Source organism: Pseudomonas sp. EB271-G4-1 (genome assembly GCF_058791355.1).
In genome coordinates, this window is sequence record NZ_JBYTEO010000022.1 from 70,655 (window position 1) to 88,625 (window position 17,971).

General features: G+C 60.6%; 11 protein-coding genes. 7 read left to right on the forward strand and 4 right to left on the reverse strand.

Annotated features, from left to right (window positions below):
* Window positions 1–8 precede the first annotated feature (8 nt).
* Together AC3WWR_RS13225 and AC3WWR_RS13230 are read right to left on the reverse strand one after the other, a co-directional pair.
* Window positions 9–800, reverse strand: a complete 792-nt coding sequence (locus tag AC3WWR_RS13225; protein ID WP_020800093.1) for a hypothetical protein — start codon at window positions 798–800, stop codon at window positions 9–11.
* 329 nt (window positions 801–1,129) lie between these two features.
* Window positions 1,130–1,555, reverse strand: coding sequence for a YciI family protein (locus AC3WWR_RS13230; protein WP_020800094.1), 426 nt, complete (start codon window positions 1,553–1,555; stop codon window positions 1,130–1,132).
* A 337-nt stretch (window positions 1,556–1,892) separates the two neighbouring features.
* On the opposite strand from AC3WWR_RS13230, the gene tpx reads away from it, so the two are divergent.
* The 7 genes from tpx to AC3WWR_RS13265 all read left to right on the forward strand — a co-directional run bounded on the left by tpx (window position 1,893) and on the right by AC3WWR_RS13265 (window position 14,869).
* A complete protein-coding gene (gene tpx / locus AC3WWR_RS13235; protein ID WP_020800095.1) occupies window positions 1,893–2,393 on the forward strand; it encodes a thiol peroxidase in 501 nt (166 codons plus the stop codon).
* Window positions 2,394–2,570: 177 nt separating this feature from the next.
* Window positions 2,571–3,887 carry an MdtA/MuxA family multidrug efflux RND transporter periplasmic adaptor subunit gene (locus AC3WWR_RS13240; RefSeq protein WP_033039774.1) on the forward strand — a complete coding sequence of 439 codons (1,317 nt, stop codon included), beginning with the start codon at window positions 2,571–2,573 and terminating at the stop codon, window positions 3,885–3,887.
* Complete coding sequence (locus tag AC3WWR_RS13245; RefSeq protein ID WP_033039776.1) at window positions 3,884–6,979, forward strand: MdtB/MuxB family multidrug efflux RND transporter permease subunit; 3,096 nt, start codon at window positions 3,884–3,886, stop codon at window positions 6,977–6,979. Before AC3WWR_RS13240 ends, AC3WWR_RS13245 begins: the two co-directional genes overlap by 4 nt.
* 115 nt (window positions 6,980–7,094) lie before the next feature.
* A complete protein-coding gene (locus AC3WWR_RS13250) occupies window positions 7,095–10,202 on the forward strand; it encodes an efflux RND transporter permease subunit (RefSeq protein WP_492598782.1) in 3,108 nt (1,035 codons plus the stop codon).
* Window positions 10,199–11,680 carry an efflux transporter outer membrane subunit gene (locus AC3WWR_RS13255; protein ID WP_020800099.1) on the forward strand — a complete coding sequence of 494 codons (1,482 nt, stop codon included), beginning with the start codon at window positions 10,199–10,201 and terminating at the stop codon, window positions 11,678–11,680. Before AC3WWR_RS13250 ends, AC3WWR_RS13255 begins: the two co-directional genes overlap by 4 nt.
* 269 nt (window positions 11,681–11,949) lie before the next feature.
* Window positions 11,950–14,031: a putative bifunctional diguanylate cyclase/phosphodiesterase gene (locus AC3WWR_RS13260; RefSeq protein ID WP_432669546.1), complete on the forward strand. Its 2,082-nt coding sequence runs from the start codon at window positions 11,950–11,952 to the stop codon at window positions 14,029–14,031.
* 91 nt (window positions 14,032–14,122) lie between these two features.
* The gene (locus tag AC3WWR_RS13265; protein ID WP_020800101.1) at window positions 14,123–14,869 is read left to right on the forward strand and encodes an SDR family oxidoreductase; all 747 of its coding nucleotides are present in this window, start codon (window positions 14,123–14,125) and stop codon (window positions 14,867–14,869) included.
* A gap of 90 nt (window positions 14,870–14,959) precedes the next feature.
* On the opposite strand, the gene mapR is transcribed toward AC3WWR_RS13265, so the two are convergent.
* A complete protein-coding gene (mapR, locus tag AC3WWR_RS13270) occupies window positions 14,960–16,369 on the reverse strand; it encodes a GntR family transcriptional regulator MpaR (RefSeq protein ID WP_020800103.1) in 1,410 nt (469 codons plus the stop codon).
* Between the two features lie 116 nt (window positions 16,370–16,485).
* A complete protein-coding gene (gene ccoG / locus AC3WWR_RS13275) occupies window positions 16,486–17,916 on the reverse strand; it encodes a cytochrome c oxidase accessory protein CcoG (protein ID WP_033042692.1) in 1,431 nt (476 codons plus the stop codon).
* Between the last annotated feature and the right edge of the window lie 55 nt (window positions 17,917–17,971).

The window sequence follows — 17,971 nt, forward strand, 5'->3', positions numbered from 1 at the left end:
GGAGTTCCTTATTTGCCGAAGGTGGCGTTGAGGCCGACAAACAGCGTGAATTGCGGCATGCCATCGCCTTTCTTCTCGACGGTCCATTGCGGTTCGATGAAGGCGTTGAGGATATTGGACCCGTCTTTCCACACTTTGCCACCACCCAAGCCGAGTGGGATGTAGTGGGTGTCGTTCTTCAGGTCGAACGTCCAGATGCCGGTGGAGCGCAGGTACCAGCCCTTTTCCAGGTTATGGATGATGAAGGGTTGCATCGTTGCGCTTTCGACGTGGGGCCGGTCGTTGTCACCGGCGAACGAACTCTGGTATTGCACCAGCGCGCCCAGCAGCCCCCGTGGCGAAGAGTCGATGGCGATTGCAGCGAGGCCGCCTTGCCATTTGCCCGTGCCGAGCTCGTCCTGATCGGCAGTGGGGGCGGTTATCATAGGGCCGATGCCCAACTGCACGCCTTCAGTCTTCACCAGGAAAATATCGAACAGGTTCAGGTCACCTTCGCCGGTGCTGTAGCCACTGTTCGGGTCCGGGTGGGTACTGATTGGTGCCGTGGCGCGGATCAATTGCGGCACGCCGATGTAATCGTTGGGCGCAATCGGCAGCGTGCCGCGTATCAGCAGGTCATTGGTATGAATATTGGAGTCGTAGTACCTGGGCGTGTAGTAGTCCTGAGCGCTCATGCCTGGCGCGAAGTTCAGCGGGTTGTTGCTTTTGTTGGCGGTCTCGGCATTGTCCGCCTGGGCGCACACAACAGGCGCAAGCGAAGCCACCAAAAGACAGGCGTGGATCCCCATTTTGTTTGTCATGATTCCCCAATTCCATGGTGGCTCATTTGGACAACCCGGCACTTGGTGGCCGTTACGACGTAGTCTCTTTGCTATCAGGTCTGTAGGACACGTCTCTTGAACCTAGCAGCAAAATGGGGGTTAGCCAGTCCAAGGGATTAATTCTTTGGTTTCTTGTACTGAAAAGTTAATGCCAATCAATGGGTTGGAAAACACCAAGCCCGTCATCGGTATGAGCCAATGGCGGGCTTGTGGTTTTTTTGTAGGAAGTCGGTAGAGGTGGCGAAGGAGGATCAAGGTTATCCAGACTCCGCTACCCAGCTGTCATCATGAGGATCGATAGTGAAATCTCAGCACTTCTTCCCCAGCCCAAATGCCCGCTCTTCCTGCTCGCGCAACTCGGGCGTTAATTCCTCGCCGAAATCCTCCAGCTCGAACACCTGGCGTATCTCGATTTCGGCTTCGGTGCCTGGCATCGGGTTGGGGCAGCGCTTGACCCATTCGATGGCTTCTTCTTTGGATTTCACTTGCCACAGCCAGTAGCCGGCGATCAGTTCCTTGGTTTCGGCGAAGGGGCCGTCGATCACCGTGCGTTTGTCGCCTTCGAAACGTACACGGGCACCTTTGCTGCTCGGTTGCAGGCCTTCGCCGGCGAGGAGGATGCCGGCCTTGGCCAGTTCTTCATTGTAGTTGCCCATGGCCGTCAGCAGTTCGGTGCTGGGCATGATGCCGGCTTCGGAGTCTTTGCTCGCCTTGATGATGATCATGAAACGCATGGTGTAGTCTCCGCTGGATGTGGAATTGTTCACTTATAGTCGAAGGATCACCGGCTGAATCGACAGCGATGGGTCAACATATTCCTGGATACCCCACCGAACCCTGTAGGAGCTGCCGCAGGCTGCGATCTTTTGATGTTGCTTTTGAAAGGTGCATCGAAGATCAAGATCAAAAGATCGCAGCCTGCGGCAGCTCCTACGGGGAAGTGCGGCGTGCGCCGGGTTTGTGCACCGACACATGACAATTTGTATCCACCCCATAGGTCGCCGGAGCATTTCGTGGTTAACTTCTGCCTCTTCAAGATTCTCTACACCAACGTTCAGAAGGACTCCGTTCATGGCTCAAGTCACTCTTAAAGGCAACCCGGTTCAAGTCAACGGCCAACTGCCTCAAGCCGGTTCCAAGGCGCCAGCCTTTTCCCTGGTTGCCGGCAATCTGTCCGACGTCACCCTGAAAGACTTTGCCGGCAAGCGCAAAGTGCTGAACATCTTCCCAAGCATCGATACCCCGACCTGCGCCACTTCCGTGCGCCAGTTCAACGCCAAGGCGAGCAGCGTCGACAACACCGTTGTGCTGTGCATCTCCGCTGACCTGCCGTTCGCCCAGGCCCGTTTCTGCGGCGCCGAAGGCCTGGAAAACGTGCAGAACCTGTCGACCCTGCGCGGTGCCGAGTTCATCGAGAACTACGGCGTTGCCATCGCCGACGGTCCGCTCAAGGGCCTGACCGCCCGTGCCGTGGTGGTTCTGGACGAGAACGACAACGTGCTGCACAGCGAACTGGTCAAGGAAATCGCTGATGAGCCGAACTACGAGGCTGCACTCGCTGTCTTGAAATAAGTACGGTTTTACAATTGTTAACGGCCTGGCCCTGTCCAGGCCGTTTTCATTTGTGTTTCAGTGTCTTGGATATATCTCCTGTTACGTAAGCCGAAGGTAAATTGCCGGTAAAGGCGCTTTGCTTATCACCCACCAGTGCTTATCGTTCAGCCTCATGTAATAAAGCCCACGCGCCCAATGGTTGATCACTCAATGCAATCCTCTGCTTCCCGTAGTCCCCGTCGCTGGCTGTTTGGCCTGCTTGTCCTGTTGGTCATCGCTGCCCTGTGCTGGAAGTTCTGGCCAGGCAGCGCTGCGCCGAAAGAGGGTGCGCAGCCAAAAGCCGTGGCCGGCCACACTGGCAGGTCAGGCGGTATGCGACCAGGATTCGGTGGCGCGGCAGGGCCGGTTCCGGTGCGCGTTGCTCCAGCGGTCACAGGGGATTTCCCGCTGTATTACAAGGCGCTGGGTACGGTGACGGCGCTGAACACCATCAACGTGCGCAGCCGTGTCGGCGGTGAGCTGATGAAGATCTATTTCGAGGAAGGGCAGATGGTCAAGGCTGGCGATTTGCTGGCAGAAATCGACCCGCGCCCCTACCAGAACGCCTTGCTCCAGGCTGAAGGTACCTTGCTGCAGAACCAGGCGCAGTTGAAGAATGCCCAGGTGGATGTCGAGCGTTATACCGGCCTGTACCGCGAGGACAGCATCGCCAAGCAGACCCTGGACACCGCCGTAGCGCTGGTCGGTCAGTTCCAGGGCACGGTCAAGACCAATCAGGCGGCGGTCAACGACGCCAAGCTCAACCTCGAATTCACCAAGATCCGCGCACCCATCACCGGACGCGTCGGCCTGCGCCAGCTCGATGTTGGCAACCTGGTAGCGGCCAACGACACCACGGCGCTGGCCATCATCACCCAGACCCAACCGATCAGCGTGGTCTTCACCTTGCCGGAAAACAGTCTCGATGTGGTGCTGGCACGCTATCGCAGCGGCGCCAAACTGCCGGCCGAAGCCTGGGATCGCGGTGATACCAAGCTGCAAGCCACCGGCGTACTGCAGAGCCTGGACAACCAGATTGACGTCACCACCGGTACCCTGAAATTCAAGGCACGATACGAGAACCGCGACCAATCGTTGTTCCCCAACCAGTTCGTCAATGTGCGCCTGCTGGCGGACACCCTCAAAGGCGTGGTGCTTGCGCCATCGGCGGCGATCCAGTTCGGCACCAACGGCACGTTCGTCTATGCCCTGGACGGCGACAAGAAGGTCAAGATCCGCCAACTGAAGATCGGCGCCAGCGACGGCGAAAACACCGTGGTCACCGAAGGCCTTGCGGCCGGTGATCGTGTGGTGCTGGAAGGCACCGACCGCCTCAAGGACGGCAGCGACGTGGAAGTGGTCAATGAGCCGCAGCAAGTCCCGACCAGTCCCGCGGGCCACCTGCAGGGTAAATCGGCAGCCAACGCGCCTGAGCCGGCTGTTGCGGACAAGGCGAAAAAGGGCGGCGCATGAATCTCTCGCGGCTGTTCATCCTTCGCCCGGTAGCGACCACCCTGAGCATGCTGGCCATTATCCTGGCTGGCGTAATTGCCTATCGCTTGTTGCCGGTGTCGGCCTTGCCTCAGGTCGATTACCCGACCATCCGCGTCATGACCCTGTATCCCGGCGCGAGCCCGGATGTCATGACCAGCGCCGTGACCGCGCCGCTTGAGCGACAATTCGGGCAGATGCCCGGCCTGACCCAGATGGCGTCCACCAGCTCCGGTGGCGCCTCGGTGCTGACCCTGCGTTTCAGCCTCGACATCAACATGGACGTCGCTGAACAGCAGGTGCAGGCGGCCATCAATGCCGCGACCAATTTGCTGCCCAAGGATCTACCGGCACCGCCGGTGTACAACAAGGTCAACCCGGCCGACACCCCCGTACTGACCCTGGCCATCACCTCCAAGACCATGCTGTTGCCCAAGCTTAATGATCTGGTCGACACCCGCATGGCGCAGAAAATCGCCCAGATCAGCGGCGTCGGCATGGTCAGCATTGCGGGCGGCCAGCGCCAGGCCGTGCGGATCAAGGTCAATCCCGAGGCCCTGGCGGCCAACGGCCTGAACCTGGCGGACGTGCGCACCCTGATCGGCGCATCCAACGTCAACCAGCCCAAGGGCAACTTCGACGGCCCGACCCGGGTCTCGATGCTCGATGCAAACGATCAACTGACCTCGCCCAAAGACTACGCCAACCTGATCCTGGCCTACGCCAACGGCGCGCCGCTGCGGCTCAAGGACGTGGCGGAGATCGTCGACGGTGCCGAGAACGAACGTCTTGCAGCCTGGGCCAACGAAAACCAGGCCGTATTGCTGAACATCCAGCGTCAGCCCGGGGCCAACGTCATCGAGGTAGTTGACCGAATCAAGGCCTTGCTGCCGAGCATTACCGACAACCTGCCGGCTGGCCTTGACGTCACGGTGCTCACCGACCGCACCCAGACCATTCGCGCTTCGGTCACGGACGTACAGCACGAACTGCTGATCGCCATCGCCCTGGTGGTGATGGTGACCTTCCTGTTCCTGCGTCGGGCCAGTGCCACGATCATTCCGTCGGTGGCCGTGCCGCTGTCGTTGATCGGCACCTTCGGCGTGATGTACCTCGCCGGCTTCTCGGTCAATAACCTGACCCTGATGGCCCTGACCATCGCCACCGGTTTTGTGGTGGACGATGCGATTGTGATGCTGGAAAACATTTCCCGGTTCATCGAAGAGGGCGACAGCCCGATGAACGCGGCGCTCAAGGGCGCCAAGCAGATCGGTTTCACCCTGATCTCCCTGACCCTGTCGCTGATAGCCGTGCTGATCCCGTTGTTGTTCATGGCCGACGTGGTGGGGCGGCTGTTCCGCGAATTCGCCATCACCCTGGCGGTGGCTATCCTGATTTCCCTGGTGGTGTCCCTGACCCTGACGCCGATGATGTGCGCGCGGCTCCTCAAGCGTGAACCCAAGGAAGCGGAGCAGGGCCGTTTCTATCGAGCCAGTGGCGCGGCAATTGATTGGATGATCGCAGCTTACGGGCGAAAGTTAACGTGGGTTCTCAAGCATCAGCCGCTGACGTTGCTGGTGGCCGTCGCCACCCTGGCGTTGACCGTGTTCCTGTACATGGTGGTGCCCAAGGGGTTCTTTCCGGTGCAGGACACCGGGGTGATCCAGGGCATTTCCGAGGCACCGCAGTCGATTTCCTTCGCGGCGATGAGCGAACGTCAGCAGGAACTGGCCAAGGTGATCCTGGCTGACCCGGCGGTGGAGAGCCTTTCGTCCTACATCGGCGTCGACGGTGACAACTCGACGCTCAACAGCGGCCGTCTGCTGATCAACCTCAAGTCCCACAGCGACCGAGACCTGAGCGCGATGCAAGTGATCGCTCGCTTGCAACCGGAACTGGACAAACTGGTCGGTATTCGCCTGTTCATGCAACCGGTGCAGGACCTGACCATCGAGGATCGGGTCAGCCGAACGCAGTACCAGTTCAGCATGTCGTCGCCGGATTCCGAACTTCTCACCCTATGGAGCGGGCGCCTGGTCGAAGCGTTGGCCCAGCGGCCGGAACTGACCGATGTCGCCAGCGACTTGCAGGACAAGGGCTTGCAGGTCTACCTGGTGATTGATCGCGACGCCGCGTCGCGGGTTGGGGTATCGGTGTCGGACATCACCGACGCGCTGTACGACGCCTTCGGCCAGCGGCAGATTTCCACCATCTACACCCAGGCCAGCCAGTATCGCGTGGTGTTGCAATCGCAGTCCGGCGAGAAGATCGGCCCACAGGCGCTGGACCAGATCCACGTCAAGACCGGCGATGGCGGGCAGGTGCGCCTGTCCAGCCTGGCGCACGTCGAAGAGCGCCAGGCGCAACTGGCGATTACTCACATCGGCCAGTTCCCGGCGGTGATGATGTCGTTCAACCTGGCCCCCGGCGTGGCGCTGGGGCATGCGGTAGAGATCATCGAACAGGTGCAGCAGGACATCGGCATGCCGATCGGCGTGCAGACCCAGTTCCAGGGCGCGGCTGAAGCGTTCCAGGCGTCGCTGTCGAGCACCTTGCTGCTGATCCTGGCGGCGGTGGTGACCATGTACATCGTGCTGGGCGTGCTCTACGAGAGCTATATCCACCCGATCACCATTCTGTCGACCTTGCCCTCGGCGGCCGTCGGCGCGTTGTTGGCGCTGATCCTCAGTGGCAATGACCTGGGGATGATCGCGATCATCGGCATTATCCTGCTGATCGGTATCGTGAAGAAAAACGCGATCATGATGATCGACTTCGCCCTAGACGCTGAACGCAATCAGGGCATGGACCCGCAAACGGCGATCTACCAGGCGGCCCTCCTGCGTTTCCGGCCGATCCTGATGACCACCCTGGCGGCCTTGTTCGGCGCGGTGCCGTTGATGCTGGCCACTGGCTCTGGCGCGGAACTGCGCCAGCCGCTGGGCCTGGTGATGGTCGGCGGCTTGCTGTTGAGCCAGGTGCTGACCCTGTTCACCACGCCAGTAATCTACCTGTACTTCGACCGCCTCGGTCGACGTTTTGGCAAAACCGACGTTCAGGAGACGGCGGTATGACGGCATGCACAACCTGTGGGAGCGAGCCTGCTCGCGAAAGCGGTGGGTCGGTGAGCATCGATGTTGAACGTGCAGGCCTCTTCGCGAGCAGGCTCGCTCCCACAGAGGTGGGCCAATGAACCTCTCGGGACCTTTCATCAAGCGCCCGGTCGCAACCATGCTGCTGAGCTTGGCCATTATGCTCCTGGGCGGTGTAAGTTTCGGCCTGTTGCCGGTCTCACCGCTGCCGCAAATGGACTTCCCGGTGATCGTGGTGCAGGCCAGCCTGCCGGGCGCCAGCCCCGAGGTCATGGCCTCGACGGTGGCGACCCCGCTGGAACGATCCTTCGGCGCCATTGCCGGGGTCAATACCATGAGCAGCCGCTCCAGCCAGGGTTCGACCCGGGTCATCCTGCAATTTGACCTCGACCGCGACATCAACGGCGCGGCGCGGGAAGTGCAGGCGGCGATCAACGCCTCGCGCAACCTGCTGCCCAGCGGGATGCGCAGCATGCCGACCTACAAGAAGGTCAACCCGTCCCAGGCACCGATCATGGTGCTGTCGCTGACCTCCGACGTGCTGGAAAAAGGCCAGCTCTATGACCTGGCCTCGACGATCCTGTCCCAGAGCCTGTCGCAGGTGCAGGGCGTTGGCGAAGTGCAGATCGGCGGCAGCTCCCTGCCGGCGGTGCGCATCGAACTTGAGCCCCAGGCGCTCAACCAGTACGGCGTGGCCCTGGACGATGTGCGCAACACCATCGCCAATGCCAACGTGCGCCGGCCCAAGGGTTCGGTCGAAGACGATCAACGCTTGTGGCAGGTACAGGCCAACGATCAGCTGGAAAAAGCCAAGGACTACGAGTCGCTGATCATCCACTACGCGGACGGCGCAGCCCTGCGCCTGAAGGATGTGGCCAAGGTCAGCGACGGCGTCGAGGATCGCTACAACAGCGGCTTCTTCAATAACGATTCGGCGGTACTGCTGGTGATCAACCGCCAGGCCGGTGCCAACATCATCGAGACGGTCAACGAGATCAAGGCCCAGTTGCCGGCGTTGCAGGCCGTGCTGCCGGCCAGCGTCAAGCTGAACCTGGCGATGGACCGCTCGCCGGTGATCAAGGCCACGCTGCACGAGGCGGAGATGACCCTGCTGATCGCCGTGGCACTGGTGATCCTGGTGGTGTTCCTGTTTCTTGGTAACTTTCGCGCCTCGCTGATCCCGACCCTGGCGGTGCCGGTATCGCTGGTCGGCACCTTTGCCGTGATGTACCTCTATGGCTTCTCGCTGAACAACCTGTCGCTGATGGCGTTGATCCTGGCCACCGGGCTGGTGGTGGACGATGCCATCGTGGTGCTGGAGAACATCTCTCGGCACATCGACGCGGGTGTACGACCGATGAAGGCGGCGTACCTCGGCGCCCAGGAAGTCGGCTTTACCCTGCTATCGATGAACGTGTCGCTGGTGGCGGTGTTCCTGTCGATCCTGTTCATGGGCGGGATCATCGAGAGCCTGTTCCGCGAGTTCTCCATCACCCTGGCGGCGGCTATCGTGGTGTCGCTGGTGGTCTCGCTGACCTTGACGCCGATGCTCTGCGCCCGTTGGCTCAAGCCGCACACGCCAGGCCAGGAAAACCGCCTGCAACGCTGGAGTCAGCAGGCCAACGAATGGATGGTCGGCAAATACGCCACCAGCCTTGACTGGGTGTTGCGCCACCGTCGCCTGACCTTGTTCAGTTTATTCGTGACAATTGGCGTTAATATTGCGCTGTATGTTGTTGTTCCTAAAATATTTCTTCCTCAGCAAGACACTGGCCAACTGATCGGTTTCGTGCGTGGCGATGACGGTTTGTCGTTCAGTGTGATGCAACCGAAAATGGAGACCTTCCGCCGCGCCGTGCTCAAGGACGAAGCCGTTGAAAGCGTCGCCGGTTTCATTGGTGGCAGCAACGGCACCAACAACGCGTTCATGCTGGTGCGCCTCAAACCCATCAAGGAACGCAACCTTTCCGCGCAGAAGGTCATTGAACGCCTGCGCAAGGAAATGCCCAAGGTCGCCGGTGCGCAACTGATGCTGATGGCCGACCAGGACCTGCAGTTTGGCGGTGGCCGCGAACAGACCTCGTCGCAATATTCCTACATCCTGCAAAGCGGTGACCTGGGGGCGCTGCGCGAGTGGTATCCAAAAGTGCTGACGGCGCTCAAGGCGCTACCGGAACTGACTGCGATCGATGCCCGCGAAGGCCGGGGCGCCCAGCAGGTGAAGTTGATCGTCGATCGCGACCAGGCCAAGCGCCTGGGCGTGGACATGGCGATGGTAACGGCGGTGCTCAACAACGCCTATGCCCAGCGGCAGATTTCGACCATCTACGACAGCCTCAACCAGTATCAGGTGGTGATGGAGGTCAATCCCAAGTACGCCCAGGACCCGATCACGCTCAAACAGGTGCAGGTGATCACCGCGGACGGCGAGCGGATTCCGCTGTCGACCATCGCCCATTACGAGAACAGCCTGGCAGACGATCGGGTTAGCCATGAAGGCCAGTTCGCCTCGGAAAGCATCGCCTTCGACATGGCCGAAGGCGTGACCGTGGAGCAGGGCAGTGCCGCCATCGAGCGAGCGATTGCTTTGGTGGGCCTGCCGGAAGACGTCATCGCGAAAATGGCCGGCACCGCCGATGCCTTCGCCGCGACCCAGAAAAGCCAGCCGTGGATGATCCTTGGCGCGCTGGTGGCGGTGTACCTGGTGCTGGGCGTGCTATATGAGAGCTACATTCATCCGCTGACCATTCTGTCCACCTTGCCTTCAGCGGGTGTCGGCGCGTTGCTGTCGATCTACGCCCTGGGCGGTGAGTTCAGCCTGATCTCGTTGCTCGGCCTGTTCCTGTTGATCGGCGTGGTGAAGAAGAACGCCATCCTGATGATCGACCTGGCGTTGCAGCTTGAGCGGCATCAGGGCATGGCGCCGCTGGAGTCGATTCGCAACGCGTGCCTGCAACGTTTGCGGCCGATTTTGATGACTACCCTTGCCGCGATCCTCGGCGCCTTGCCGCTGTTGCTGAGCCGCGCGGAAGGTGCGGAAATGCGCCAACCGCTAGGCCTGACCATCATCGGCGGACTGATCTTCAGCCAGGTGCTGACCCTTTACACCACCCCGGTGGTCTATCTCTATCTCGACAAACTGCGCCATCGCTTCAACCACTGGCGTGGGGTGCGTACCGATGCTGCTTTGGAAACTCCGCTATGACTGACCGTTCGCTATTCAACCTGGCTGCACCGCTGATCAGCGCTCGAGGGTCGCGGTTGCTGAGCCTGTCGCTGTGCGTCGCGATGCTCAGTGCCTGCGCCATCGGCCCGGATTACCAGCGCCCGCAAACCGCAGAACCTGCGCAGTACAAGGAAGCGGCCGGCTGGCGCCAGGCCAATCCGAGCGACTCCCTGGCTCGCGGTGCGTGGTGGGAGCTGTACGGCGACCGGCAACTCAATGGCTTGATCGAGAAGCTCAACAGCGCCAACCAGACCGTTGCCCAGTCCGAAGCCCAGTACCGCCAGGCCCAGGCCTTGGTACGTAGCGCCCGTGGCGCGTTTTTTCCGACGGTGGACCTGACACTGGGGAAAAACCGCTCCAGCCAGGGTACCGGCAGTAGCAGTTCAAGCCTGACCAGTTCGTCCAGCGGTATTCGAGACACCTACACCGCCCAGGCCGGGGTCAGTTGGGAGGCCGATGTCTGGGGCAAGTTGCGCCGTGGTCTTGAAGCCGACACCGCCAATGCCCAAGCGAGTTTTGCCGACCTGGCGGCGATGCGCCTGAGCCAGCAGTCGGAGCTGGTGCAGAACTACCTGCAGTTGCGGGTGATCGACGAGCAGAAACGCTTGCTTGAAGCGACTGTCGCGGCCTACCAGCGTTCGCTGAAAATGACCGAAAACCAGTACCGTGCCGGGGTATCCGGCAAGGACGCGGTGGCCCAGGCCCAGACGCAACTCAAGGGCACCGAGGCAGACATGGTCGATCTGATCTGGCAACGCGCGCAGTTGGAAAACGCCATCGCGGTGCTGATCGGCTTACCACCGGCCGAATTCAGCCTGGCGGAAACACAAACGATCCCAGCCTTGCCCGAGGTGCCGCTGAGCCTGCCTTCGCAACTGCTGGAACGCCGGCCTGACATTGCTTCGGCTGAACGCTCGGTCATCGCCGCCAACGCCAACATCGGCGTGGCCAAGGCCGCCTATTACCCGGACCTGACCCTGAGTTTGAACGGTGGCTACAGCAGCAGCACGTCGAAAGACCTGTTCAGCCTGCCGAACCGTTTCTGGTCGGTCGGCCCGCAACTGGCAATGACCCTGTTCGACGGTGGGCAGCGTTCGGCGGAAGTGGACCGTAGCGAAGCAGCCTATGACGAAACCGTGGCCAAATATCGCCAGACTGTACTCGACGGTTTCCGGGAGGTGGAAAACTATCTGGTCCAGCTCAAGGTGCTGAAGGACGAAGCCGTGGTGCGACAACAGGCGTTGGACGCAGCCCGTGAGTCGTTGCGACTGACCGAGAACCAGTACAAGGCGGGGGTGATCGCTTATCTGGATGTAGTGGTGGTCCAGGCCGCGGCTTTGAGCAATGAACGCAGTAACCTGGACCTGTTGCAGAGCCGCCTGATAGCCAGTGTGCAGTTGATTGCGGCCCTGGGTGGCGGCTGGGACGGCCAGCTTCAGGTGACTGATAACCCCTGACGCCACCCCTCACTGTAGGAGCTGCCGCAGGCTGCGATCTTTTGACGTTGCTTTTTAAAAACAAGATCAAAAGATCGCAGCCTGCGGCAGCTCCTACAGGGATTAACATGTGCCGATGGAGTTAATGTAAAACCTTAAAACAAGCGTTTCATCGCCTTGCTGGCCTTTTGCTCATTTTGTGAGTGCGTTCTCATTTGGAATCAGTACAATCCCTCGGATTTACACCTCCGAGAACGGAAGCAGTACGGAGGTGATTGCGAGTCATCTCCATGCTCATCGGTAGCTTTTCCCCAACGCTGGTTATCATTTCGCTCTGTGTGGCAATTCTCGCGTCATACACTGCACTCGACCTGACCGGGCGCATTGCCACGGCCAAGGGCCGGGCGGTGCATTGCTGGACGGCCGGCGGTGCGTTCGCCATGGGCATCGGCGTATGGTCGATGCATTTCATCGGCATGCTCGCCTTCAAGCTACCCATCGACCTGGGGTACGACCTCTCTATTACCTTGCTGTCGCTGTTGATCGGCATCCTGTCCTGCGGCTTCGCCCTGTGGCTGGTCAGCCAGGCGCAGTTACCGGCCTGGCAGCTGGCGTTCGGTGCGCTGGTCATGGGCGCCGGGATCAGTGCCATGCACTACACCGGCATGGCGGCGATGCGCATGCAGCCGGGAATCGACTACGACCCGACGCTGTTCGGCGCATCCTTGCTCATAGCCGTAGTCGCCTCCGGCGCAGCACTATGGATTGCGTTCCGCCTGCGCCAGCACGCGCCTTATGTGCGCCTGATCCGCGGTGGCGCGGCGGTGCTGATGGGCATTGCCATTGTCGGCATGCACTACACCGGCATGGCCGCCGCGCAGTTTCCCGCCGGCAGCTTTTGCGGCGCAGCCGCCAATGGCCTGAGCGGCAACGGCCTCGACAACCTGGTGCTGATCACCACCCTGGCGGTATTGAGCATCGCCTTGCTGACTTCGATCCTCGATGCGCGCCTGGAAGCCCGAACCGCCAGTCTTGCCCAGTCGCTGACCGAAGCCAACCGCGAACTGACCCAACTGGCCTTGCACGACACCCTGACCGGTCTGCCGAATCGGATGTTGCTGGCCGACCGTATCGATCAGGGGATCTCCAGGGTCGACAACGAGGGTGGTTGCCTGGCGCTGATGTTCATCGATCTCGATGGCTTCAAGCCGGTCAATGACGCCTTCGGTCACCATATGGGCGACCAGTTGCTGCGTGAAGTCAGCTTGCGCCTGCGCGAAGACCTGCGTGGCCAGGACACCCTGGCACGCATCGGCGGCGATGAGTTCGTGCTGCTCGTTCAATTGAGCGTACCGGATGACGCGGTGAGCCTCGCGGCCCGGCAAGTGAGCTTGATCGCCCGGGCATTCCGGGTGGCCGAGCATGATCTGCAGATATCCGCCAGTGTCGGCATCGCCCTGTATCCGGGCAATGGCCAGACGGCTCATGAATTGCTGATGAACGCCGATGCGGCGATGTATCACGCCAAGGGGACTGGAAAGAACGGCTACAGTTTTTTCGATGTCTCGATGAACAGCAACGCGCGCAAGCAGCTGCAATTGCTGCAAGACCTGCGCAATGCCGTGGACCAGAACGAGTTCAGCCTGCACTACCAGCCCAAATTCGACGCTCACAACGGCCGTCCGGTGGGCGCTGAAGCGTTACTGCGCTGGGAGCATCCGACCCAGGGCATGCTGCTGCCGGACAAATTCATCGAGCTGGCGGAGAAGACCGGGCTGATCATTCCCATCGGCGAATGGGTCCTCAACGAAGCCTGTCGCCAGATGCGCGAATGGTATGTGCTCGGCTACACCCACTGGCGCATCGCGGTTAACCTCTCGGCGTTGCAGTTCTGCCACGCGGGCCTGGTGCAGAGCGTCGCCAAGGCGCTGGCCACCCACCATTTGCCAGCCAACAGCCTGACCTTGGAGATCACTGAAACCACGGCCATGAGTGACGCCGATGCCAGCATGACGGTGCTGCAGGAGCTGTCGGATATGGGCGTTGATTTGTCCATCGACGATTTCGGTACCGGCTATTCGAGCCTGATGTACCTCAAGCGCCTGCCGGCCAACGAGCTGAAAATCGACCGCGGTTTCGTCCGCGACCTGGAGCGTGACAGCGACGACGCCGCCATCGTTTCAGCCATTGTCGCCCTCGGTCAGGCACTGGGCTTGCGGATTGTCGCCGAAGGCGTCGAAACAGGCTCGCAGCAGGACTTCCTGACCCAACTCGGTTGTGATTCGCTGCAGGGTTATTTGCTGGGGCACCCGCTGCCGGCCGAGCGCTTCATGAAGGAAATCCACCGCAGCGAGCAATTGGAACTGGCCTGATCTGGCGGGACCGATGACGGTGCCATGCAAAATCCGCAAATGGCGGTTATTCTTCCCCCCGACTGCATAGGTTTGAAGGGGGAAAGTGGGCATGGACAAAGTCATCGTCATCACCGGTGGAAGTCGCGGCATCGGTGCCGCCACTGCGCTGTTGGCCGCCAGGCAAGGTTATCGGATCTGCATCAACTACCAGTCCGATGAGCAGGCGGCGCAAACGGTGCTGGACCAGGTCCGTGCCTTGGGTGCCCAAGCCATCGCCGTGCGCGCCGACGTCAGCATCGAAGACGAAGTCGTCGCTTTGTTCAACCGGGTGGACAGCGAGCTGGGTCGAGTCACCGCGCTGGTGAATAACGCCGGCACCGTGGGGCAAAAATCCCGGGTCGACGAAATGTCCGAATTCCGCATCCTCAAGATTCTCAAGACCAATGTGTTGGCGCCAGTCCTCTGCGCCAAGCACGCCATCTTGCGCATGTCGCCCAAGCACGGCGGGCAGGGCGGCAGCATTGTCAACGTATCCTCGGTCGCCGCGCGTTTGGGCGCCCCCAACGAATACGTCGACTACGCAGCCTCCAAGGGTGCGCTCGACACCTTCACCATTGGCCTGTCCAAGGAAGTGGCCGGTGAGGGGATTCGGGTCAACGCCGTGCGTCCGGGCTATATCTACACCGATTTTCACGCCCTGAGCGGCGATCCGGATCGGGTCAGCAAGCTGGAGTCGGCGATTCCAATGGCCCGTGGCGGGCGCCCGGATGAAGTGGCGGAGGCGATTGTGTGGTTGTTGTCGGATAAAGCGTCCTATGCAACCGGGACCTTTGTCGACCTTGGCGGCGGCCGGTAAACATCAAGATCAAAAGATCGCAGCCTGCGGCAGCTCCTACATAGGATTGCATTTCCTTGTAGGAGCTGCCGCAGGCTGCGATCTTTGCTTTTAGAAGGATCTTACAATCCGCCCCAGCGTCTCCATCGCCTTCTCCGAAGCCTCATCCCACGGGCTCCCATAATTCAACCGGATGCAATTCCTGAAGCGCTGCGTTGGCGAAAAAATCGGTCCCGGCGCAATGCTGATCCCTTGCGCCAACGCCATCTGGAACAACTTCAGCGAATCCATCTGCTCGGGTAATTCCAGCCAGAGGAAGTAGCCGCCAGCGGGTTGACTGACGCGGGTCTGCGCCGGGAAATAGCGGGCGATGGCCGACAGCATGGCGCTTTGCTGTTCCTCCAGGGCATATCGCAACCTGCGCAAATGCCGATCATAACCCCCGTGCTGCAGATAGTCGGCAATGGCTGCCTGGGCAGGCATCGAAGCGCAAAGGGAGGTCATGAGTTTTAACCGCTCGATCTTCTGTGCATACCGCCCGGCGGCGACCCAGCCAATGCGGTAACCCGGGGCCAGGCTCTTGGCGAAAGACCCACAGTGCATCACCAGTCCTTCGGTATCAAAGGCCTTTGCCGGTTTCGGTGCCTGCTGACCGTAATAGAGTTCGGCGTAGACATCGTCCTCGATCAACGGCACTTGATGGACGCGCAGCAATTCCACCAGTTCGCGCTTTTTCGCTTCGGGCATGGTCGCGCCCATGGGGTTCTGGAAACTGGTCATGCACCAGCAGGCCTTGATCGGGTGGCGTTCCAGGGTTTGCGCGAGCACCCCGAGGTCGATGCCGTCGCGCGGGTGCACGGGGATTTCCACGGCCTTGAGTTTCAAGCGTTCGAGCACTTGCAGGCAGGCGTAGAACGCCGGGGCCTCGATAGCTACCAGGTCGCCGGGTTGTGTCACGGCTTGCAGGCACAGGTTCAGCGCTTCCAACGCACCGTTGGTGATCAGCAATTCTTCCATGGGCAGCATCAAGCCGCCCACCATGTAGCGCAGGGCAATTTGTCGGCGCAATTGCGGGTTGCCCGGCGACATGTCGGTGACCACCATGCGCGGGTCCATGTCCCGGGCAGCACTGGCCAGGGAGCGCGACAGGCGCTGCAGCGGAAACAGGGTCGGGCTGGGGAATGCCGAGCCGAAGGCTACGGTGTTCGGGTCCTTGATCGATTCAAGGACCGAGAACACCAGTTCGCTGACATCGACTTCGGTGGATTCATTGACCTGGCTGCTGATCCCCGGCTCGGAAAATGGCCGTGGTGCATGGGCGTTGACGAAGTATCCAGAGCGCGGTCGGGCGCGAATCAGGCCGCGACGCTCAAGCAAGTAATACGCCTGGAACACCGTTGACGGGCTTACCCCATGGGTCTGGCTGGCATAGCGCACCGACGGCACACGCTGGCCGGGCCCGAGAACGCCGGTGCGGATCAGTTCAGCAATGTCATCGGCGAATTTTTCGTAGCGTTTCATCGTATGCCCGGATTGGTGTCTTTCAGAAAAGACGAGGTGACTTCTTCGCGAGCAGGCTCGCTCCCACAAGAACGATGCGGCGTCTGCTCGCGAATGGCGCACTGCAGTCTAAGGGATCAACGGTTCATGGGTGCAACAAACCGGCTCTTGGCCTCGCTGAAGATGCCCGGCTCATCGCTGTCGACGATCTTGAAGGCGATGCTTTGCGAACTGCTGCCCGGCCGCTCCGTGGTCATCGCCACCGACACGGGAACATCAACAATCTCACCCGGCGCCAGGCTCAAGTCCGTCTTGCCCTGTAGTTGGAAGCCATCGCCATCCACCAGCGTCAGGCGGTAGTCCTGGCGTTGCTGGGTCTTGTTGATGACCTTGAGGCTGTAGATGTTTTCGATCTGCCCCTGGCTGTTCTCACGGAACAGTCCACGATCCTTGCTCACGTCCAGCGACACCATCGGCCGTTCCATCAGCGCAACGACCAGCGCACCGATCATCACCAGCAACACGGCGGTGTAACCAATCAATCGTGGCCGCAACAGGCGGGTCTTGCCGCCTTGCAGTTGGTGCTCCGAGGTATAGCTGATCAGCCCGCGCTCGTAGCCCATTTTGTCCATGATCGAATCACAGGCGTCGATGCATGCCGCGCAACCGATGCATTCCATCTGCAAACCGTCGCGAATGTCGATGCCGGTCGGACAGACCTGCACGCAGAGCTGGCAATCGATGCAGTCACCCAGGCCGACCTCGGCCGGCTTGACCTCGCGCTTTCTTGGGCCACGGTGCTCGCCACGAGCCACGTCGTAGGAAATGGTCAGGGTATCCTTGTCGAACATCACGCTCTGGAATCGCGCATACGGGCACATGTGCATGCACACCGCTTCACGCAGCCAGCCTGCATTGATGTAGGTGGCACCGGTGAAGAACAGCACCCAGAACAGGCTGACGCCACCCATTTGCCAGGTCAGGAGTTCTTCGGCCAGCGGGCGGATCGGCGTGAAATAGCCAACGAAGGTCAGGCCGGTCAACAGGCTGATGGCCAGCCACAGGGTGTGTTTGGCCGAGCGGCGCAGCAGTTTGTTCAGTCCCCAGGGCGCCGCTTGCAGTTTGATCCGCTGGTTGCGTTCGCCTTCGGTGATCTTCTCGCACCACATGAAAATCCAGGTCCAGGAGCTCTGCGGGCAGGTATAGCCGCACCATACGCGGCCGGCGAACACTGTGATCGCGAACAATCCGAACGCGGCAATGATCAGCAGCGCCGAGAGCAGGATGAAATCCTGTGGCCAGAACGTCGCGCCAAAAATGTGGAATTTACTTTCGGAAAGGTCCCAGAGCACCGCCTGGCGGCCACCCCAGTTCAGCCATACGGTGCCGAAGAACAGCAGGAACAGAAAACCCGCGCCGCTGATGCGCAGGGAACGGAACAGGCCGGTAAAACTGCGGGTGTGGATCAGGTTGTCGCTGGACTTGGCCTTCATCTTTGGACGCGAGGGCTCGAAAGTCTTGACTACGGGGGCGCTTTCCAGGGTTCGGACGGGGATTCTATCGCTCATGGTCTTTCGCTCATCAGCCTCCATCAGGCAGGAGCACTATGAGCGCCGATCTGTT